The sequence below is a fragment of the Rhodococcus sp. YH3-3 genome, from assembly GCF_001653035.1.
Taxonomy (GTDB): Bacteria; Actinomycetota; Actinomycetes; order Mycobacteriales; family Mycobacteriaceae; genus Rhodococcus_F; species Rhodococcus_F qingshengii.
This window is the reverse complement of the sequence record NZ_BCWH01000001.1, coordinates 1,670,294-1,689,644: the sequence shown is the minus strand read 5'-3', so window position 1 is coordinate 1,689,644 and position 19,351 is coordinate 1,670,294. Positions and strand designations below refer to the sequence as shown.

Below are 19,351 nucleotides of genomic sequence, written 5' to 3'. Positions count from 1 at the left end.
AGCGTGCTCCACCGGCTGCATCGCTTCATCGAAGGACACGCAGCACCAGCTGTCTCCAAGATGATTCGAATGCTGAACTGGGAAGAACGGAGCAAGACAATGGAATCCGACCCAGGTTGTCAACCGAGTGCTAGCTTGGAGTTCCCGATTCAGGTCAGAGCAGGAGCTTCATCCATGAAACTGGCAGAGGCACTGGCGCTACGCAGTGACACCACTCGCAAGGTTGCGCACTTGCGCGAGCGGATCGTCGACAATGCACGCCACCAGGAGGGAGAAGTTCCCGCCGAAGACGCCGCCGTCCTTCTCGAAGAGCTGACGTCAACTCTGAGCGAACTCGAACGGTTGATGCGCGCGATCAATCGAACCAATGCGCAGGCGATCCTCGGAAACGGCACTGTCACAGATGCACTCGCCCATCGAGATGTGCTGCGTCTGAGACACTCTGCAGTCAATGCCGCTGCGGACGCCGCGTCCGGGCGCGAAGAGCGAGGTTACGGTCGTCAACTCCGATCAGAATTGGTCTATGTCGCGGCAGTCCCCGTCACCGAACTTCGGGCAATCGCGGACGACCTCGCCCGCGAGATTCGCGAGGTCGATACACAGATTCAACGAACGAATTGGGAGGTGGATCTGATCGAGTAAGCACGGCAGCGTTGGAGCAGGTAGTCGTTCGGCGAAGCGAGCACACACCGCGACCGGCGGTCTATCCGGTCACCTCTGAGCGCGGCGGGCAGCGCACCTACACATTGCAGCCCTGCACGTCGTACAGGTAAAAGTGCACTACGCACACATCACCACCACGTGCTGATCGTCGATAGACGAGGGCGGGTTCGGGGCATCCAGCACTGTCGGCGACTACAGGTCGGTGCGTCTCCGATTGGGATGCAGGATGCACCTCAGTAGCGCGAATAGTGCTGCATCTCCTCGCGATCTGCAGCGCAGATGCACTTTCGATCGAGACCGCGGTCGGCAGTCACTGCGCAGAAGCGAACCCCGAGCGGATCGTGGGATTCCATACTGTGCTGACACGCCGGGCAGATCGACGGTGTTTTCTGATCCTCGTCAGTCGACTCGGATTGCCCTCGTGCATTCGACACATCGGACGGGTTCGACGCCATACAGGCGCTCCAGTTCTCGGCCGTTCGACCACAGACCGGGTTGGCGTCGAGGACGACATGGCTTGACCGCGCATATTCGAATGACCCTCGACGTACCCCACGCTACTCGCTTCGGCACACCGGTTTGTACCAATTTCTGCCCACGCGACAATCCCGGTCGAGCAGGATAGAACTACTGCACGCACCATTTCCGTGCAGGATTCGAATTCGTGCAGCATTCGTCGTGAAAGGGCTTCTCGTGAACACTTTCCAACGTGTATCCGCCGCCGTGAACGTAGTGGTCCAACCACTGATCGGCGCTCCGATCGTAGGCAAACTACTGGGCCGTTCCATGACCGTCATCACCTACGTCGGACGCAAGTCCGGTCGCACCTTCAGCGCGCCCGTGTCCTACAAACGAAAAGGCGACCATGTGACGATCGGCGTTGCCATGCCGGACAAGAAGAGTTGGTGGCGCAATTTCTACCCGGAACAAGGTCCGATCGTTCTCCAACTGGACGGTATCGATCGCCCCGGCGAGGCACTCGCACACCGAAAAGGCAAGGGTGTCTACGTCTCCGTCGAACTCGCTCCCGTCGACTGAGCGGATCGAACAGCCACCGGTGCAATCACATTCAGCTCACACCCACCGCCTCACGAGATCTGGGTGATTCAGATCTCGTGACGGTCGGGACCTTTGACTCTGTGCAATCGAGACTCGGTCTCGCACCCTTCGACGCGGGTTTTTTGTCGACCATCGGTCGGACAACCCGATCCTGTCGGGACATTACCGTCCGGTAACATCGACGGCAGGCGTGAGCTGGAAGAGGTGACCACCGTGACGATCGGCATCTATCTGGTCGACGACCACGAGATCGTCCGTCGTGGATTGGCAGACCTGTTGAATCAGGTACCGGGATTCAACGTTGTTGGCGAGGCGTCGTGTGTTCGCGAAGCCTCGGCCGGAATACCCGAATGCCGACCCGACGTGGTTGTCATGGACGTCAGACTTCCCGACGGTAACGGCGTGGAACTGTGCCGAGAACTGGCGTCGACCTACCCGAGCGCCGCCACTTTGATGCTCACGTCGTACTCCGACGACGACGCACTGCTCGACGCCCTGATCGCCGGCGCACGAGGATTCGTCCTCAAGAACATCCGCGGCCACGACCTGGTGTCGGCGATCCGCACGGTTGCTACCGGCAAGTCGCTGTTGAACACCCAGGCGGTGATCGGTTTGGTCCGGCGCATCCGCTCCGAACAGGAGTCGGGTACTGCGGCAGCCCTGTTGACCGATCAGGAGCTCTTGATCTTCGAGTTGATCGGCAAGGGACTGAGCAATCGAGAGATCAGCTCGCACGCAGAACTCTCGGAGAAAACAGTCAAGAACTACGTCTCACGCATCCTCGAGAAACTGGGTCTCGAACGTCGAACGCAGGCCGCAGTTCTGGCGACAAAGCTTCGTGCGGGCACTTCGCACCCGGATCCTTCGGGCCAGGCGACCACTCACCTACTGACGCCGTCCGGCTCGCCCTTCTCCGCCACCACGGGCACGCACCATGCCAGGTAGCCGCGACGCGCTCATGCTCAGCCTTTTCGGCGACATCGCCGGAAGCGCAGAGCTGACTGCTCTCAACCCGACTGCAATTCCCAAACTGCTCAGTGCCGTGTTGACCGTCGGGTCCACACTCCAGCTCGACGAAACCCTGCAACAGATAGTCGACGTCGCGCGACATCTCCTCGAAGCGGACTACGGCGCGCTCGGCGTGAAATCCCCCGACGGACGCTTGTCCCGATTCATCCACTCCGGTTTGACTCAAGGGCAGGTTGCCAAGATCGGGCATCTTCCCGAAGGACACGGCCTGCTGGGCCTGGTCGTTCGAGAACCGTGCCCGGTTCGAACCGACCGAATCTCCTCGCATCCGTCCTCGGCAGGGTTTCCGACCAATCACCCGCCGATGGACACGTTTCTCGGTGTTCCGATCTTCGTCAGGGGCGAGGTGTTCGGCAGCATCTACCTCGCGGACAGCTCGGAACGGACTGCATTCGACGACCGCGACGAGGCTGTACTCCAGATTCTGGCAAATGCTGCGAGCATCGCCATCGACAATGCGCGTCTGTTCGAGGAATCCCGGACGCGAGAAGCCTGGCTCAAGGCCGTCGCCGCCGTCAATGCACGTCTGCTCAGCGGCGGATCCCGCGACGAGACGCTGGCGGAACTGGTTCGGACGACGCGGCACCTCACGGATGGAAATCTTGTGTGCGTCGTTCGCTACGACCTCGGCAGAGAGCCGGTAGTCCACGTCGCCGATGCTGCTGATTCCCAGCCTGTCCCCGCGACCGGATCAGCCGTCGATCTGTCCGGGACCGTGATCGACGACGCTGCGCGGAGCCGGCGGCCGATCTCTGCACCACATGGCAGTTCCGTTCCGGCACTGAATGTTTCCGGCGACGAATCAGTGGTCGCACTCCCCCTCTCCGGGACCTCGTTCGGCGGCGGTGTTCTCTTCGCGTCACGCCGCAGCAACCGCCCGTGGGGAGTGGACGAGATCGAGCAACTGACGGCGATGGCAGACATCGCTTCTGTCACTGTCGAATTCGCAGAACAGCAACGGAAAGAAAGACTGGTCGACGTCCTCGAAGATCGCGACCGAATCGCGCGGGATCTCCATGACCACGTCATCCAACAGCTGTTCGCCACCGGGTTGAGTTTGCAGGGGGTGCTGCAACGTCCAGGCGACGAGGACACCGTTCGAACCGTATTGGACACCTCTGTCGATCAACTCGATCGAACAGTCCGTGAAATCCGCACCGCAGTCTTCGACCTCCATACGAGCGAGATGTCTACTCCCACAAGCCTGCGGCGGCGACTACTCGATGCCGTCAACGGTCTGTCCGGCCACTCGTCGATCACTCCCAGCGTCACTTTCGAGGGAACCATCGACAGTTCCGTCCCGTCTCGACTTGCCCCGCATGCCGAAGCCGTTGTGCGCGAGGGCTTGAGCAACGCTCTGCGGCATGCACATGCCGATGCCATCGACGTCACCATCCGGGCCACCGAGGAGCTTGTCATCAGCATCGTCGACGACGGTGTGGGAATCGACCAGGCAACCAGAATCCACGGTCTCGACAACCTGGCGACCCGCGCTCGTCAGTGCGGAGGCTCGAGCAACATCACCAGCGAGAACGGTGTCACCGAACTGGTGTGGCGTGTTCCGCTGAGCCCCAGGCGAAGTCCGTTGCCGATCCAGCATCGTTGAGCGTCAGAGCGGATCCAGTTGGGCCTTGAGCAGGCAGAACTCGTTACCTTCCGGATCGGCCAGGACATGCCATTGTTCGTGTCCTGTCTGGCCGATGTCGGCCGGCCGCGCACCAAGACTCAACAGGCGTTCCAGTTCGGCCTCCTGATCGCGATCGGTGGCGTTGACGTCGATATGCAGGCGGGGCTTGCCCTTCTCCGGTTCGTCTCTGCGACTGAGGATGATCGTCGGCTGCGGACCGCCGAACCCTTCGCGTGGGCCGATCTCCAACGAACCGTCGTCCATTCGATCGAGCACGACGAAGTCCAGGACCTCGCACCAGAACCGGCCCAGCACCTCGGGTTCCCGGCAACCGAGCACCAGTTCACTGATACGACATGCCATGACCATCTCGCTTTCTTTCGGCTCGTGAAGACAACTCTCTCGACCGTACCGGACCACGTGATCTACGCCATGCCTCTGTTCCGATCCTAGGGACCTTTTCCCCTCGTCCGAGTTCCCGGTCGCCACGATCATTGCGTTATGTTCCACAGTCCCAGGCATTCTCGGTCTTTCGTCACGTCGATGTGCGTAGGCGGCCGTCGTGGTTGATCTCGCGCCCCGGCCGGTCGGTGAGGTCGATTCCCCCGCCGATGCAATTCCCCGAACCGCTCCGAAGGGTTCGAAACTGGTCGAGATCCTCAGGACCACCGATCACAAGATGATCGGTCTGATGTACATCGTGACATCGTTTGCCTTCTTCTTGATCGGCGGACTGATGGCACTACTCATGCGCATGGAATTGACCGTTCCGGGAATGCAATTCCTGTCCAACGAGCAGTACAACCAGTTGTTCACCATGCACGGCACGATCATGCTCCTGCTGTACGCGACCCCGGTGTTCTTCGGATTCGCCAACTACCTCATGCCACTGCAGATCGGGTCGCCGGACGTGTGTTTCCCGCGACTCAACGCCTTCAGCTACTGGCTCTATCTCTTCGGCGGCCTGATCGCGTCCGCCGGATTCGTAACACCTGGTGGTGCGGCAGATTTCGGCTGGACCGCCTACGTACCGCTCACCAGCGAACTCCACTCCCCCGGCATGGGCGCCGACCTGTGGATCATCGGTCTCGCTCTCGGCGGCGTCGGCACCATCCTCGGCGCAGTCAACATCGTTTCGACGATCGTCTGCCTGCGCGCCCCGGGTATGACGATGTTCCGCATGCCGATCTTCACGTGGAATGCGCTGGTCGCCAGCATGCTGATCCTCCTCGTTTTTCCGCTGCTCGCTGCTGCCTTGATCGGACTGTGGGTGGACCGGCACCTGGGAGCGCACCTGTTCGACCCCGCCACCGGTGGAGTCATGTTGTGGCAGCACCTGTTCTGGTTCTTCGGCCATCCCGAGGTCTACATTCTGGCGCTGCCGTTCTTCGGCATAGTCTCGGAGATCTTCCCCGTCTTCAGCCGCAAGCCGATCTTCGGATACACCGGATTGGTCTACGCAACATTGGGAATTGCTGCACTGTCGATCGCTGTGTGGGCGCACCACATGTACGCAACCGGCGCCGTTCTCCTCCCCTACTTCTCGTTCATGACCTTCCTGATCGCAGTTCCCACCGGAGTCAAGTTCTTCAACTGGATCGGCACCATGTGGAAGGGGCAGTTGACTTTCGAATCGCCCATGCTGTTCTCCGTCGGCTTCCTGGTCACATTCCTGTTCGGCGGACTCTCCGGCGTCATCCTTGCCAGCCCGCCCTTGGACTTTCATGTCACCGACTCGTACTTTGTTGTCGCGCATTTCCATTACGTCCTCTTCGGGACAATCGCGTTCGCGACATACGCCGGAATCTACTTCTGGTTCCCGAAAATGACCGGCCGGATGTTGGACGAGAAGCTCGCCAAGATCCATTTCTGGTTGACCCTGATCGGCTTTCACGCAACATTTCTCGTCCAGCATTGGCTCGGCGCCCAGGGCATGCCTCGGCGGTACGCGGACTACCTGCCGTCGGACAATTTCACTCTTCTCAACACGATCTCGACCATCGGCGCGTTTGTGCTCGGAGCCTCGACGATTCCGTTCATCTGGAACGTTTTCAAGAGCTACCGGTACGGCCGAATTGTGACCGTCGACGATCCTTGGGGCTTCGGAAACTCGCTCGAATGGGCGACGTCCTGCCCACCACCGCGACACAACTTCACCGAACTCCCCCGAATCCGCAGTGAGCGGCCGGCATTCGAACTGCACTACCCCCACATGGTCGAAAGAATGCGCGACGAGGCGCATGTCGGACTGCTTGGTCACAAGTCGGTTTCCGACGTGAGAACTGAGGTGAAACAACATGAATGACGGCACGAAGCACCGAGCCTGGGCAGAAAAGCAGCACCACGAACGCCGAGCGAAACCCGGCCATCTCCTCGCCCCGTTGCTCGTACTCATGTTCGCTGTCACGACGCTCGTGTGGTTGCCCCTGACGACTGCCGCGTGCTCGATAATCGTCGCAGGATTGCTGTTCGGCACTGTCCTGCAAGCTAGTTCGCATTCAACAGACACAGCCCGAGGAGTTCACGATGAAGCCCGAACTATCGACTGATCTCATCACCTCGGAGTGGTCCGCGGACGGAGCGGTGGTCGTGTGCATCGACGGATCCCCGGTGCGCCCCGACGTGATCACGTGGGCGGCTGAGTTCGCACATCGCCACGGTCTCTGGATGCGAATCGTTTTCGTAGCTCCGAGCGCCGATCTGAACACCTCGGCATCGCCGACCGGCCTGTTCATGGAGGCCATTCAGATCGCCGAGTCGGTGTCGCCAGATCTTCGGATCCGGACCGATCTGATCTCCGGGGAGAACACCGCAATCCTCACCGCGTTGACGTCCGAGGCCGCCTTGATCGTCGCAACACAGGACGATCCCGCCGCACCTGGACCGACATGTTCGTTCGCAAGAGTCGGAACACCGCGTGAAAGCAGCGCTGCGGCAGCCTTGCCGGTTGTCGTCGGTTTGGACGGAAGCGCCTACAGCGAAAGCGCTCTGGCCATCGCATTCAAGGAAGCAGAGGCAGCGAACACCGAACTGGTCGTCGTGCACGCAGCGCCGCCAGAGGCCGAGCTGCGTCGAGACTTCGCATCCGGGCACTCGCCCCAGCACTCGACGCCGCTGACGTGGCAACTGTCGGGTTGGGCCACGCTCTACCCTGGCGTCGCGATCCGTCAGATCGAGTTCGACGGCCCCTCGGTTGCCATTCTTGAACAACTCTCCACCGAGGCACGGCTTCTCGTCGTGGGCCGGCGCGGACGAGGTTCGTTCGACGACACCGCTCTCGGCACCACGAGCAGTGCGATGATTCGAAAAGCACACTGCCCGGTCATCGTTGCCAGCGAAGCCTGAATCAGATCCTCACCCGGTCAGAAGCCGTAACTGTGGATGGGTGCGAGCTGACCGGAGTGATGGGCTTCGATTACGAAACGCTCGTGGTCGACCAACTTCTCCGGAAGTTCGTCAACCGGCCACCACCGCAGATCTGCAGATTTCAACGGCTCCATCCGGCGTGGTTCACCCGACCACGTGCGGCATTCGTAGAAGAAGTCCACTCGATGATCCACCGGTTCGCTCCCGTCCGCGTGGCGGCGATGCAACACGGTCAGCGGCTTCAGTTCCGAGGAAAGCAACTCGACACCAAGTTCTTCCGCAGCCTCCCGAACGGCAGCGTCGATCGCCGACTCCCCCAGTTCGACGTGGCCCGCAGCAGCGTGAGCCCAGTATCCGTCCATGAATCCCGTGCCCTCGCGCAATTGCAGCAGCACCTCGCGCCGTTGTACCGGGTTGCTTCGACAGAACATCACGTACACCGCTGGTACCAGCGCAAATTGATCGGCCACACGACCACGCTATCGTGCGCGTGAAATGTCGGCGCCCCGCGAGAACAAGCTCGCGGGGCGCCGTCGACGATCTGCTGGATCAGTTCACGTCGAACCGGTCGAGGTCCATCACCTTGGTCCAGGCTGCGGCGAAGTCCTCGGCGAACTTCTGCTTGGCGTCTGCGCTGGCGTACACCTCGGCGAGTGCACGCAGTTGCGAATTCGATCCGAAAACGAGATCGACCGCAGTTGCCGTGTACTTCGGATCGCCCGTCACGCGATCAACACCGTCGTAGACGTTTTCGTCCGTCTTCGACGGCTTCCACTCTGTACCCATGTCGAGAAGGTCGACGAAGAAATCGTTGGTCAACGTCTCGGGACGATCGGTGAACACCCCGTGACGGGTATTGCCGAAGTTCGCGTTCAGCGCGCGAAGTCCGCCGACCAGCACTGTCACCTCGGGCGGGGTCAGCGACAGCATGTACGCGCGGTCGACCAACAGAATCTCTGCCGGAATCTTCTCGCCTCCCTTGAGGTAGTTCCGGAATCCGTCGGCCCGGGGTTCGAGTACCTCGAACGAGTCGACGTCTGTCTGCTCCTGCGTTGCGTCCGTACGTCCCGGAGTGAACGAGACCGTGATGTCCTGTCCGGCGTTCTTCGCAGCCTGTTCGACGGCCGCTGTACCACCCAGAACGATCAGGTCGGCGAGAGAAACCTTGGCTCCACCAGCCTGGTTGAAGTCCTGCTGAACCCGCTCGAGAGTCTGAAGCACCGCGGAGAGAGCTGCGGGCTCGTTGACTTCCCAATTCTTCTGCGGCTCCAGTCGGATTCGCGCACCGTTGGCGCCGCCGCGCATGTCCGTGCTGCGGAAGCTCGCGGCAGACGCCCACGCCGTCGATACCAACTGCGAAATGGACAGCCCGGAGTCGAGAAGTCGACTCTTGAGGATCGCGATGTCTGCGTCCCCGATCAGTTGATCATCGGCCGAGGGAACCGGGTCCTGCCACAGCTGCGGCTCGGGAACCCAAGGTCCCAGGTAGCGCGTGACCGGTCCCATGTCACGGTGAAGGAGCTTGTACCAAGCCTTGGCGAACTCTTCGGCGAATTCTTCCGGATGATCGAGCCAGCGCCGGGTGATCTTCTCGTACGTCGGATCCAGGCGTAGGGACAGGTCGGTCGTCAGCATCGTCGGGGTGCGTCCGGCCGACGAATCGAACGGATCCGGGATGGTGCCCGCCCCCGCGCCGTCCTTCGGAATCCACTGCCACGCACCCGCCGGACTCTTGGTCAGCTCCCAGTCGTAGCCGTACAGAATCTCCAAGAAGGTGTTGTCCCACTTCGTCGGAGTGGGAGTCCACACGACTTCGAGACCACTGGTGATCGCGTCCTTACCCACACCCGTGCCGAAGGCACTCTTCCAGCCCAGTCCCTGCTGCTCGATGGGAGCACCTTCCGGTTCCGGTCCGACGAGGTCGGCCGGTCCGGCTCCGTGCGTCTTGCCGAAGGTGTGACCGCCGGCGATCAGCGCAGCTGTCTCCACGTCGTTCATCGCCATGCGGGCGAACGTTTCTCGGATGTCGCGGGCGGCCGCTACCGGATCCGGTTGCCCGTTGGGTCCTTCGGGATTGACGTAGATCAGGCCCATCTGCACGGCTCCGAGCGGTCCGGACAGCTCACGGTCTCCGCTGTAACGCTCGTCGCCGAGCCAGGTGTCCTCGGGACCCCAGTAGATCTCCTCGGGCTCCCAGATGTCTTCTCGGCCGAATCCGAAGCCGAAGGTCTTGAACCCCATCGACTCCAGGGCGCAGTTGCCCGCGAACACCAGCAGGTCGGCCCAGGAAACCTGCTTTCCGTACTTCTGCTTCACGGGCCAAAGCAGGCGCCGGGCCTTGTCGAGGCTGGCGTTGTCCGGCCAACTGTTGAGCGGGGCGAAACGCTGAGCACCTTGGCCGCCACCGCCGCGGCCGTCTGCAATGCGATAGGTGCCGGCAGCATGCCAGCTCATACGCACGAAGAGTCCGCCGTAGTGCCCGTAGTCGGCCGGCCACCAATCCTGCGACGCCGTCATCAACGCGATGACGTCGCGCTTTAGCGCCTCGACATCGAGCTTGGCGAATTCCTGGGCGTAATCGAAGTCGGCACCCATCGGATTCGACTTCGACGAATGTGAATGCAAGACAGAGAGATCCGGCTGATTCGGCCACCAGTCGCTGTTTGTTCTCGGACGATTCCCGGTAGGCGTCGGAGACGGGATTGCGGGGTTTTCACTTTCGCTGGTGCTCTCGGTGTTTCCGTCGTGAGCAACCGGGCAACTATCGGACACGATAATCCCTCCATGAGCGAGTAGAACGGACTTCGATCACGTTTGTGATCGCAAACTCTGAGTTGTCGAGCAGTCGGGACACAGGCCCCAGTAAATGACCTCGGCTTCGTCGAGAACGAAACCGTTGTGCGCCGACGGCGTCAAACACGGTGCCTCTCCGACTGCGCAGTCGACATCTGAAACGACCCCACAGGACCGGCAGACGACGTGATGATGGTTGTCGCCGACGCGTGACTCGTACAGCGCCACCGATCCGGACGGTTGGATCCGCCTGATCAGCCCGGCGTCGGTGAGAGCGTGCAACACGTCGTAGACCGCCTGCCGCGACACCCCCGGCAGAACAGCCCGCACAGCATCGAAGACAGTCTCGGTGGCTGCGTGTGGGCGTGCATGCACAACCTCGAGCACCGTGACTCTGGGACGAGTCACGCGAAGCTCAGCGTTACGCAGTTGGGCTGCATAATCCGGCGTCGAAGGCACCTTTCCACTATTGCGCAATCTTCTGGACTGAACCCAGACTTTCGCGAAAATCATCGCGGACAGGGCCCTCCCGACCGATTCGTCCGTGCTGGAAGTGAGCCGGATTCCTCGCTGTTTCTCACGCCCCCAACAGCGCCTTCAGGTTTGTTGCGCGTCGACGCGTCCTGCTGTGTGGTTCCACAAACTCCGACAATCTCCCCTTCGTCCAACTACCGTGAAAGGGAGAATCCGCCGAGGTCAGGAGTGCTCGTGCCCAAACTGGAGATCAAGAGGAAGTCAGAACTCTCACGGCAGGAAGTCGCCGACCGACTCATCGCCCTCGGTCAAGCCCTCGCCAGTGGATCGGAAGTGGAGCTGGGGTCGGGTGGGGACTCGATCGAAATCAGTGTTCCGGAACAGGTTCGGTGGGAACTCGAGATCGAAGTCGACGGCAACGAAGTCGAGATAGAAATCGAGATTCACTGGCGCGACGACCCTCAGGAAGAATCGGAAGAGAAGTCTCCGCCTCGCACCAAAGCAGTTCGTCGCAGCCGACCACGCAAGAGCACTTCCACATAGGCCGACTCGAATACGGTTGTTCGGCACTTACGGAGACGCCGACACCTCGAGAGACACGACGCGCAGCAGTGCTCGGAGATCACTTTCGATCCGTCGAAACAGTTGATACACAACGATGAATCCGGCGATACCGCCCAAACACAGCGCACGGACTGTTGCGTTGAGTTCCTCACCGGCACCCGAACCGACAAAACTGAGCCCCGCGATTCCCACCAGTGGAACCGACGCCGCGACTGCGAGGTAACGCGTGCTGCTGCGACCCAGTGAACGTATATCGCGGCCGTCGTCGCTTCGTAACTCGCCGTGTGACAACAAGATCGGATACAGACATCGAACCGAGTAGTACGTCAGGATGAAGAACGGATACGCGACTGCGACGGCGCCGCACACCGCCAGCGACGACATCAGGTGCACGTAGGCTCGCTGCGGAATTCCGCCGGCGGCAATCTGCAATGCGACCGGATATGCGATACCGGCCAGAACCCACAGACCGAATGCGATCACGACCGCGCGATGTCCGACATTCAGCGTCGCGGTACGCGCTTTGTTCAAGACCTCCGCGCTGTACGTCTGACCGTTGCGCAGTCCGTGAGGCACGGTGAGTGCAAGCCGACACCAATACAGGATCGCTGCGGCACCGAGAGAGAACGCAGCCACCCCGATGACCAGATGAACCTGCTCGAGATGCTGCTGAGCCTGCGGCGAGAGACCCGAGATGATCAGCATCTTGTTGTAATAGTAGTTGTAGCCCGCCGCAAGAAGATTCGGAATTCCGATCGCGGCAAGCACTATCGGCAGCGCCCACTTCCACAACGACGAACGTGGACTCCCTTCCGGTGGGTCCACCAGATTGCGAGCAGACCGGTCCAGACACAGTGCGAACTGACGAGCCAACTTTCGGCCGCCAGACCACCTTCCGTCTCTCTCCGGCGAAAGAGACTTGACCAGAACTCGGCGCAGCGCCGGTGGACAGTCGTCCGGTAGCCGTGCCTCGGCTGCGGGATCCACCCCGCGCCGGCGGGCCTCGAGCGCCTTCTTGGGCGACGGTGGGCTCTCCCCCGTACCGTCGTCCGTGAAAGGCCTACTCCCGGTGAGGAGTTCCCACAACATCACGCCCAGTGCATAGATGTCGCTACGGGTGTCGAGTGTGCCAGGCGCCCCCACCGCACAGGCCTCCAATTGCTCCGGAGACATGTAGGCAAGCGAGCCTCCGACAAAACATGCAGCGTCCTCGGTCGAGACCTCCTCACTCGAGCTGACGTTGAAGTCGGCGAGCTTGGGGATGCCTTCGACGCTGAGCAGGACATTCGCCGGCTTGATGTCCCGATGTAATACGCCGTGCTCACGCGCATACTCGAGGGCATCGGCCAGTCGCATCCCCATCCAGGCCACGGTCTCCGGCCACGACATCGCAGCGATCTCGCTCCTCAGGCTCGTCTCGCTGGGCTTCATCTCTCCCTTCTTCGCCAGGGTCTTGTCGATGGCGTCGAGAAGTAGTTGTCCGGACCGCTGCGCCTGCGGTGTCACGCGGACAAGTTTGACCACGTCGAGCAGGGTCCCACCCGGCACATATTCCATGAACAGGACTCGCAGTGCGCGTTCCTCGAGCAGCCGTTGATCGAAGACCCGGACGATGTTGGGATGGTCGAGCTGGGCGAGAGTCTGCGGCTCGACTCCGACGTTGCGCGAGATTTTCAACGCAACCCACCGCTGCATCGAGAGTTGCCGAGCGAGGAACACTCGGGCGAATGCGCCGTGCCCGAGTTCCAACACCAGCTCGAAATCGTCCAGGTGCTGCCCGATTTCGAACTCGTCGAAACCCGACAGTCCCAACATCATCACGTCTTCGCGACCGGCCATCGAATCACGGTCGAACATCTGCTCGAAACTCTCTGCCTGCAAGGGAAACTCGCTGAGGTACTCGGCTGCTGCGACGTCCTCCCCACCCTGCTTCCGCAGCCGGAACTCCTCGTACAGGAGCTCGGCCGGTAATGGTTCTTCGAGTAATTCGGGATACTCGGCACAGTAATCCGTGAGCCGTTTCGGGCAATCATTTTTCAGCCAGCGGTACTCCATGTCGATTCCGACCAGTTCGATCAGCGCCGCCCGACGAATCTTGGCTGGATCAGGCAGATAGTCGCTCAGGTCGGACGGGGTTCGTCCCTCCTCCCAATCCGCCACAAGGCGGCCGAGGCCGTCTGCACCGTTCTGGCCGTCACGCACCACCGGCAGCGTTGAAGGGCGCAACTCGGTGACGGTGCCCCGTTCGGTCAGGGGCCCGCTCGCGATTGTCGCGTCACTGGCCTGCGCACCACGTTCATTCATGACACTTCTGTTCCGCACCTCGATCACAATGAATCGGAGTGACTCACTTCAGCGTAACCCCGGTGGTACTCCAGACCCCAGCGAATCTATTCGGCGTGAACTGCCGACTCCGTGCCGATGCGAACGAGTTCGTCGCGCTCTTTGATTTTGATCCGATCACGCCCATGCTTCACACCGAGGGCACGTTCGGCGGCATCGATGCGAAGCCATCCGTCCCAATCGACGGGCACCACTCTGCCGGCCCCGAGGACCTCCGCGATCCGGCCGTGACCGGCTCGACGCTCGTATGCCGAATCAAGTTGGTGCAGCATCGTTTCGACTGTCTGGCGAGCGTCTGGCCGCGCCGCACCGATCAGCCCCGCGGCACCTCGCTTCATCCAGCCCGTCACGAACAAGCCCGCGATCGGTAGACCGCTCTCGTCGACCGCTGCGCCGCCCTGGTGCGCAACATTGCCGCGTCCGTGATCGAAAGGCACCCCGGCAAGTGGCGTCCCGAGAAATCCGATTGCCCGGTACACAGCTTGAACCGGATAGTCGGTACAGATACCCGAAGCGGTGACGTGACCATATCCGTCCGGGTCTGTCCGCTCGACGCGGAGTCCTTCGACTTTCCCGCTGCCGAGAATCTGCGCCGGCTGTCGGTAGAAGTGCAGGTGAACTCGGCGCCGGGAAGTCCGATCGGCAGAAGCAGCGTCCGCGAAACCACGGAGTGTCTCGACTGTCAGTCGGGTGTGCGCCAACTGTTTGGTCATCCGCTCGACATGCCGGTCCGGTACGACATCGACAGAATCGACGACAACATCTACGCCGGGTAGTTCACCGAGAGCGCGCAACTCGTTCGGGGAGAAGCGAGCGTCGGCTGGTCCGCGCCGGACAAAGATGTGTACTTCGCGAACTCGACTGCCGGCGATCCCTTCCCGAACTTGGTCGGAGACGTCCGTGGCCTGCAGCGATTGCGCCTCGGCGAGGAGCATACGGGTGACGTCGAGTGCGACGTTGCCACCTCCGATCACTGCGACCGATTCCGCGTTCAGCGGCCACTGCGGCGAGCTGTCCGGGTGATCGTTGTACCAACCGACAAACTCGGCGCCACCGAAAGAACCTGGAAGCTCGACGCCGGGAATGTCGAGAGGTGCATCCCGCGGCGCACCGGTTGCAATGATCACGGCATCGTAGGACGAACGTAGGTCATCGACGGAAAGGTCCTTTCCGATCTCCACGTTGCAGAACAGCCGGAACTCACTGGCGACCAGCGTGGTGTGCAGAGAATGGGCGAACTTTTCGGACTCGGGGTGCCCTGGTGCGAGACCGTAGCGCACCAGTCCGTACGGCGTCGGTAGACGCTCGAACACGTCTGTCTTGGTGCCGGGCGCAAGTTCGGCGAGAGCGCCGGCGGCGTGGATTCCCGCCGGCCCCGCTCCGACGATCGCGACACTGAGCGGTGGTGAGAAGAATCGGGGCGCCGCAGGCGGGGATACCGCTGGACCTCTGGCGTTGATCATCCCCCGAGGCTAGGACCTCAACTGCGCTGGAGATCAAGTCCGCTTTCAGCAGCCCGCTTTTCAGTAACCCTGCTCTGCAGGCTTGTGCTCGGTTGTGTAGCGGTAGAAGTCCGCTAGTTGGAGTTCGCCGGCAGCTGCCTCGTCGACTATGACGGTCACGTGTGGATGCAGCTGCAGCACCGACGCCGGGCAGAATGCCGAGACCGGACCTTCGACCGCGGCCCGGACGGCGGGCGCTTTGCGGGCGCCGTCCGCGATCAGGACGAGATGCCGTGCATCACTGATGGTTCCGAGCCCTTGCGTGATCACATGATGCGGTACGTCGGCTGGGTCTGCGAAGAACCGTGCATTGTCGGCGCGGGTCCTCTCGGTCAAGGTCTTCACTCGGGTGCGCGATGCAAGCGAGGAGGAGGGCTCGTTGAAACCGATGTGTCCGTTCAGGCCGATGCCGAGGATCTGCACGTCGATGGGACCGTTTTCGGCGATGGCAGCGTCGTAACGCCGGGCAGCGTCACTGGGATCCGCGGCCCCGCCGTCGGGGCTGAACACTCGCGCATTGTCGATGTCGAGGTGATCCACGAGTTCCGTGCGGATGGTGTGCGCGTAGGACTGCGGCTGATCGGACGTGAGACCTACATACTCGTCGAGAAGATACGCGCTCATCGCCGCGAACGACACTCCCGATTCTCGATGCCTCTTGATCAGCTCTCGATACGTGTGCAGCGGTGACGATCCGGTCGCGAGGCCGAGCGTCCGCGCTCCGTTTTCGATTGCGCCGCACACGATATCGGCAGCGATTCGCCCGCCGTCCTCAGGACTGGGAACTATGACGATTTCCATTCAGACTTCCTCACTGCTCTTGCCGGCTCCGACGATGGCCTCACGTACCGAACCCGAAGCGCGGTCCAACAGTTCGGTTGCTTCGGCGAAGTCGCATTCGGCCAACAACATGACGACCGCTGCCTTCACATGACCATCGGCATCGTCGATGGTCTCCGCAGCGATCTCGGTATCGACTCCGGTGGCTGCCGCGACGATCCGGTTCGCACGATCGACAAGCTTGGCATTGGTCGGCCGAAGATCGACCATCAGATTGTGGAATGCCTTCCCGGAGCGAACCATACTCGCCGTGGAGAGCATGTTGCACACCATCTTCTGCGCAGTTCCGGCCTTGAGCCTCGTCGATCCGGTGAGGATCTCGGGGCCGGTCTCCACTTCGATGGCCACGCCGGCGTGAGAACTCATTGCCGCGTTCCGGTTGCACGAGACTGCCACTGTTGCAGCGCCGAGTTCGCGGGCGTGATCGAGTCCCCCGATGACGTAGGGGGTACGACCGCTGGCAGCCAGACCCACCACGACGTCGTTGGCGTTCAACGAGATTGCGTCGAGATCGACCCCAGCCGCTCGCGGATCGTCCTCTGCCCCCTCGACGGCGTTCAGAAACGCTCCTGGGCCACCGGCGATGATGCCGATCACCTCGCCCGGATCGGTCCCGAACGTCGGAGGGCATTCCACTGCGTCGAGAACTCCCAGACGCCCACTTGTCCCCGCTCCCAGGTAGATCAGTCGACCACCTTGTGCTCGGGCCGCGACGATCAAGTCGACTGCGGCTTCGATGGCGGGTAGTACCGCTGCCACCGCGCCGGCCACGATTGCGTCCTGTTGATTCATCACCGTCAGCAGACCAGACACCGACATGACATCGAGATCGCGGGTCAGAGGGTTGGGTCTCTCGGTGGAGAGCATTTCCAATTGCATTGTGGCGAGTCCTCCTCGATCGATATTCATTACGACGACTCCTCGTCAGTACTCACAGCGACGACTCCTCGTCAGTACTCACAGCGACGACTCCTCGTCAGTGCCGCTTCGAAGCAATGGCATCATGGCTTCGTTGCAGAGCAGAGAGTGCGCTGGGCAGCGAGTGCGCCACCATCGCAAAAATTGTGTCGACTACCAACAGCTGACCGGTGCGGCTTGCCATCGCAGCCGATCGGAAACCGAATTCTCTACCGGCAGTGAGCAGAACGTGATGTGACTGCACGGCGAGCGTCGATCGTACCCCTCCGGTGATCGCAGCCGTCGACGCCCCGGTTCGACGCGCAAGGGCAAGTGGTTCCACGACATCCGAAGTCTCACCCGAATGTGAGATCCCCACTGCGATGTCGTCCGGTCCGAGCAAGCTGGCGCTGACCATGGCCGCGTCTCGGTCGAGATGAACCCGGCAGTTGACGTCGATGCGAGACAGCTTCAACGTGAGGTCTTGCGCGACGATGCCAGAGGCGCCGATGCCGTAGACCTCGACGCGGCGGGCGGATCGAATCCGGGACACAACTTCTTCGAGCGCAGCAGGATCTGTCAATTGCGCCGTGCCCTTGAGTTGTTCGGATTCGAACTCGGCGAGCTTGGCCATCACCTCACCGGCCGAGTCGGCAGCAACGATGTCCACACCGAGCGGAATCGTGTTCTCTGTACCGGACCCGCTGATCGCCGCCAGCGCGAGACGAAGCTGTGGATAACCCTCGAAACCGAGTCGTTTGGCTGTGCGGACCACTGTCGCCGTGCTTGTCGACGCTCGTTCGGCGAGGTCGTTGACCGTCAGGGTGGAGGCCAGACTGGGGTCGGCTTCGATGATTTCGGCGATCCGCAGCTCGGCAGGCGAGAGGCTACTCAGTGATGCACGAATACGAGCAAGCAGGTCGACGGACGCCGGAGCACTCCGGTCCAAAGTCATAACGCCTCGATTCGCATCGTTTTCGGAGCTGACGGCACCGATGTGATTCTAGGCAGCCCACGGCTTCCTGGCGTCAGAGATCCGAGCACACTGGCGTGACGCGCACCGGTGCACGAAGCAATGCTTCCAGGCAATCCGTGTGCGGTGAGATAGCCGAGAACCGCGAAAGCCAATGCTTCCTTGATGTCGGAAGTGACGCCGAGCTCGTCCGAAGAGACAAGCGCGATGTCGCCCAGTTCGTCACGGAGCATCGCCATCAACGTCGGGTTCTTGGTGCCACCGCCTGACACCACCACTTCGGTAGCCGCCAGCGCTTTGACGGAATCGGCGACGGTCCGGGCGGTCAGTGCAGTCAGTGTCGCGACGATGTCGGCCAGAGACAAGGATTCGTAGCCCCGCAGTGCGGCGAGTAGGTAGTCCCGATGGAACAATTCCTTGCCTGTGCTCTTGGGAGCGGGCTGCGCGTAATACGGTTCGCTCAGTAGTTGTGCGAGCAGATCGACGTTCGGTGTGCCCGCTGCGCCCAGAGCACCTCCGAGATCGAACCACTGCTCCCCCGCGGTGAATTCGCTTACCGCAGCGTCGATCAGCGCATTTGCGGGGCCGGTGTCGAAGGCAATCGGTACTGCGGCACCATCTGCCGTCGATGTCGGGACGCCACCCGGAGCAGTGACGTTCGCGATGCCACCGAGATTGAGCGCGACGGAACCCGAAGTTCTTCCGTTGAGCCACAATACGTCGAATGCGCTGACAAGTGGTGCGCCCTGACCACCCGTCGCCACGTCGCGAGAGCGCAGGTCCGACACGACCGTGCATCCGGTCTTCTCGGCTATCCAGGCCGGCTGCCCGAGCTGGAGAGTGCCTTTTACTTGCGCTCCTTCGACCCAGTGGAACATCGTCTGACCATGTGAGGAGATCAATTCCGCACTGCCACCGCACAGTTCCTCGTTCGCCCGCGCAGCGACGGCCGCAAATGCCTGTCCGATCTCGGTGTCAAGTTGGCAGATCTGACCGACAGTGGTGGACGCCGGCGGGACCGCAGCCGCCACCGCAGCCCGCAACTCACCGGAATACGGTTCGCTGACCATGCCCAGTGGGGTGAGCACAAGAGTGTCCCCGTCGATCCGGATGTCTGCTGCGGCAGCATCGATAGCGTCGTACGAAGTACCGGACATCAAGCCGATGACTCTCATGAAATATCCCTTACTCGGATCGTTTCGGCATTCGGAAAAGCTGCGG

General features: G+C 61.5%; 19 protein-coding genes. 8 read left to right on the top strand and 11 right to left on the bottom strand.

Features of this window, described 5'->3' with window-relative positions; all coding sequences use genetic code 11:
• Nucleotides 1-174 precede the first annotated feature (174 nt).
• Nucleotides 175-642: a DIP1984 family protein gene (locus YH3_RS07840; RefSeq protein ID WP_037129592.1), complete on the top strand. Its 468-nt coding sequence runs from the start codon at nt 175-177 to the stop codon at nt 640-642.
• Nucleotides 643-896: 254 nt separating this feature from the next.
• Here YH3_RS07840 and YH3_RS36410 read toward each other — a convergent pair whose 3' ends face one another.
• Nucleotides 897-1,118, bottom strand: a complete 222-nt coding sequence (locus tag YH3_RS36410) for an RGCVC family protein (protein ID WP_003941442.1) — start codon at nt 1,116-1,118, stop codon at nt 897-899.
• Nucleotides 1,119-1,356: 238 nt separating this feature from the next.
• On the opposite strand from YH3_RS36410, the gene YH3_RS07830 reads away from it, so the two are divergent.
• The 3 genes from YH3_RS07830 (at nt 1,357) to YH3_RS07820 (ending at nt 4,357) form a co-directional block, all read left to right on the top strand.
• Nucleotides 1,357-1,701: a nitroreductase/quinone reductase family protein gene (locus YH3_RS07830; protein ID WP_037129595.1), complete on the top strand. Its 345-nt coding sequence runs from the start codon at nt 1,357-1,359 to the stop codon at nt 1,699-1,701.
• 234 nt (nt 1,702-1,935) lie between these two features.
• Nucleotides 1,936-2,667, top strand: a complete 732-nt coding sequence (locus tag YH3_RS07825; RefSeq protein WP_042925689.1) for a response regulator transcription factor — start codon at nt 1,936-1,938, stop codon at nt 2,665-2,667.
• Nucleotides 2,657-4,357, top strand: a complete 1,701-nt coding sequence (locus YH3_RS07820) for a GAF domain-containing protein (protein ID WP_042452382.1) — start codon at nt 2,657-2,659, stop codon at nt 4,355-4,357. The genes YH3_RS07825 and YH3_RS07820 overlap by 11 nt, the downstream gene beginning before the upstream one ends.
• A gap of 3 nt (nt 4,358-4,360) precedes the next feature.
• Here the strand turns inward: YH3_RS07820 and YH3_RS07815 are convergent, their stop codons facing one another.
• Nucleotides 4,361-4,741: a VOC family protein gene (locus YH3_RS07815; protein ID WP_007726436.1), complete on the bottom strand. Its 381-nt coding sequence runs from the start codon at nt 4,739-4,741 to the stop codon at nt 4,361-4,363.
• A gap of 199 nt (nt 4,742-4,940) precedes the next feature.
• Between YH3_RS07815 and ctaD the strand changes: the two genes are divergently transcribed.
• The 3 genes from ctaD to YH3_RS07800 are packed head-to-tail and all read left to right on the top strand — an operon-like array spanning nt 4,941 to nt 7,723.
• Nucleotides 4,941-6,683: a cytochrome c oxidase subunit I gene (gene ctaD / locus YH3_RS07810; RefSeq protein WP_007726434.1), complete on the top strand. Its 1,743-nt coding sequence runs from the start codon at nt 4,941-4,943 to the stop codon at nt 6,681-6,683.
• Entirely contained in the window at nt 6,676-6,927 is a 252-nt protein-coding gene (locus YH3_RS07805; protein WP_054826859.1) for a hypothetical protein, read from the top strand. Before ctaD ends, YH3_RS07805 begins: the two co-directional genes overlap by 8 nt.
• Nucleotides 6,905-7,723 carry a universal stress protein gene (locus YH3_RS07800; RefSeq protein WP_064114278.1) on the top strand — a complete coding sequence of 273 codons (819 nt, stop codon included), beginning with the start codon at nt 6,905-6,907 and terminating at the stop codon, nt 7,721-7,723. The genes YH3_RS07805 and YH3_RS07800 overlap by 23 nt, the downstream gene beginning before the upstream one ends.
• A 17-nt stretch (nt 7,724-7,740) precedes the next feature.
• Here the strand turns inward: YH3_RS07800 and YH3_RS07795 are convergent, their stop codons facing one another.
• From YH3_RS07795 to YH3_RS07785, 3 genes are all read right to left on the bottom strand, one after another.
• Nucleotides 7,741-8,214: an NUDIX domain-containing protein gene (locus tag YH3_RS07795; RefSeq protein ID WP_003941446.1), complete on the bottom strand. Its 474-nt coding sequence runs from the start codon at nt 8,212-8,214 to the stop codon at nt 7,741-7,743.
• A gap of 79 nt (nt 8,215-8,293) precedes the next feature.
• Entirely contained in the window at nt 8,294-10,516 is a 2,223-nt protein-coding gene (gene katG / locus YH3_RS07790) for a catalase/peroxidase HPI (RefSeq protein ID WP_064443214.1), read from the bottom strand.
• A 36-nt stretch (nt 10,517-10,552) separates the two neighbouring features.
• Nucleotides 10,553-10,996 (bottom strand): Fur family transcriptional regulator, encoded by a 444-nt coding sequence (locus tag YH3_RS07785; protein WP_064443491.1) that lies wholly within the window; start codon nt 10,994-10,996, stop codon nt 10,553-10,555.
• Nucleotides 10,997-11,245: 249 nt separating this feature from the next.
• Here YH3_RS07785 and YH3_RS07780 point away from each other — a divergent pair, with 249 nt between their 5' ends.
• Nucleotides 11,246-11,554, top strand: coding sequence for an amphi-Trp domain-containing protein (locus YH3_RS07780; protein WP_037129603.1), 309 nt, complete (start codon nt 11,246-11,248; stop codon nt 11,552-11,554).
• A 27-nt stretch (nt 11,555-11,581) separates the two neighbouring features.
• On the opposite strand, the gene YH3_RS07775 is transcribed toward YH3_RS07780, so the two are convergent.
• From YH3_RS07775 to YH3_RS07750, 6 genes are all read right to left on the bottom strand, one after another.
• Nucleotides 11,582-13,879, bottom strand: coding sequence for a serine/threonine-protein kinase (locus tag YH3_RS07775; RefSeq protein ID WP_064443213.1), 2,298 nt, complete (start codon nt 13,877-13,879; stop codon nt 11,582-11,584).
• Between the two features lie 86 nt (nt 13,880-13,965).
• Complete coding sequence (locus tag YH3_RS07770) at nt 13,966-15,381, bottom strand: FAD-dependent oxidoreductase (RefSeq protein WP_064443212.1); 1,416 nt, start codon at nt 15,379-15,381, stop codon at nt 13,966-13,968.
• A 60-nt stretch (nt 15,382-15,441) separates the two neighbouring features.
• Nucleotides 15,442-16,221 (bottom strand): glucosamine-6-phosphate deaminase, encoded by a 780-nt coding sequence (nagB, locus tag YH3_RS07765; RefSeq protein WP_003941456.1) that lies wholly within the window; start codon nt 16,219-16,221, stop codon nt 15,442-15,444.
• Complete coding sequence (gene murQ, locus YH3_RS07760; protein ID WP_047269010.1) at nt 16,222-17,139, bottom strand: N-acetylmuramic acid 6-phosphate etherase; 918 nt, start codon at nt 17,137-17,139, stop codon at nt 16,222-16,224. It abuts the gene before it with no gap.
• Nucleotides 17,140-17,236: 97 nt separating this feature from the next.
• Nucleotides 17,237-18,112: a MurR/RpiR family transcriptional regulator gene (locus YH3_RS07755; protein WP_047269009.1), complete on the bottom strand. Its 876-nt coding sequence runs from the start codon at nt 18,110-18,112 to the stop codon at nt 17,237-17,239.
• Entirely contained in the window at nt 18,109-19,305 is a 1,197-nt protein-coding gene (locus tag YH3_RS07750; RefSeq protein WP_007726417.1) for an anhydro-N-acetylmuramic acid kinase, read from the bottom strand. The genes YH3_RS07755 and YH3_RS07750 overlap by 4 nt, the downstream gene beginning before the upstream one ends.
• Between the last annotated feature and the right edge of the window lie 46 nt (nt 19,306-19,351).

What these genes read in the sequence shown, in the direction of transcription:
- YH3_RS07750 (WP_007726417.1), bottom strand. Translation starts at nt 19,305, where the DNA reads ATGAGAGTCATCGGCTTGATGTCCGGTACTTCGTACGACGCTATCGAT.
- YH3_RS07800 (WP_064114278.1), top strand. Translation starts at nt 6,905, where the DNA reads ATGAAGCCCGAACTATCGACTGATCTCATCACCTCGGAGTGGTCCGCG.
- YH3_RS36410 (WP_003941442.1), bottom strand. Translation starts at nt 1,118, where the DNA reads ATGGCGTCGAACCCGTCCGATGTGTCGAATGCACGAGGGCAATCCGAG.
- YH3_RS07805 (WP_054826859.1), top strand. Translation starts at nt 6,676, where the DNA reads ATGAATGACGGCACGAAGCACCGAGCCTGGGCAGAAAAGCAGCACCAC.
- murQ (WP_047269010.1), bottom strand. Translation starts at nt 17,139, where the DNA reads ATGCAATTGGAAATGCTCTCCACCGAGAGACCCAACCCTCTGACCCGC.
- YH3_RS07770 (WP_064443212.1), bottom strand. Translation starts at nt 15,381, where the DNA reads ATGATCAACGCCAGAGGTCCAGCGGTATCCCCGCCTGCGGCGCCCCGA.
- YH3_RS07755 (WP_047269009.1), bottom strand. Translation starts at nt 18,112, where the DNA reads ATGACTTTGGACCGGAGTGCTCCGGCGTCCGTCGACCTGCTTGCTCGT.
- nagB (WP_003941456.1), bottom strand. Translation starts at nt 16,221, where the DNA reads ATGGAAATCGTCATAGTTCCCAGTCCTGAGGACGGCGGGCGAATCGCT.
- YH3_RS07820 (WP_042452382.1), top strand. Translation starts at nt 2,657, where the DNA reads ATGCCAGGTAGCCGCGACGCGCTCATGCTCAGCCTTTTCGGCGACATC.
- YH3_RS07840 (WP_037129592.1), top strand. Translation starts at nt 175, where the DNA reads ATGAAACTGGCAGAGGCACTGGCGCTACGCAGTGACACCACTCGCAAG.
- YH3_RS07815 (WP_007726436.1), bottom strand. Translation starts at nt 4,741, where the DNA reads ATGGCATGTCGTATCAGTGAACTGGTGCTCGGTTGCCGGGAACCCGAG.
- YH3_RS07775 (WP_064443213.1), bottom strand. Translation starts at nt 13,879, where the DNA reads ATGAATGAACGTGGTGCGCAGGCCAGTGACGCGACAATCGCGAGCGGG.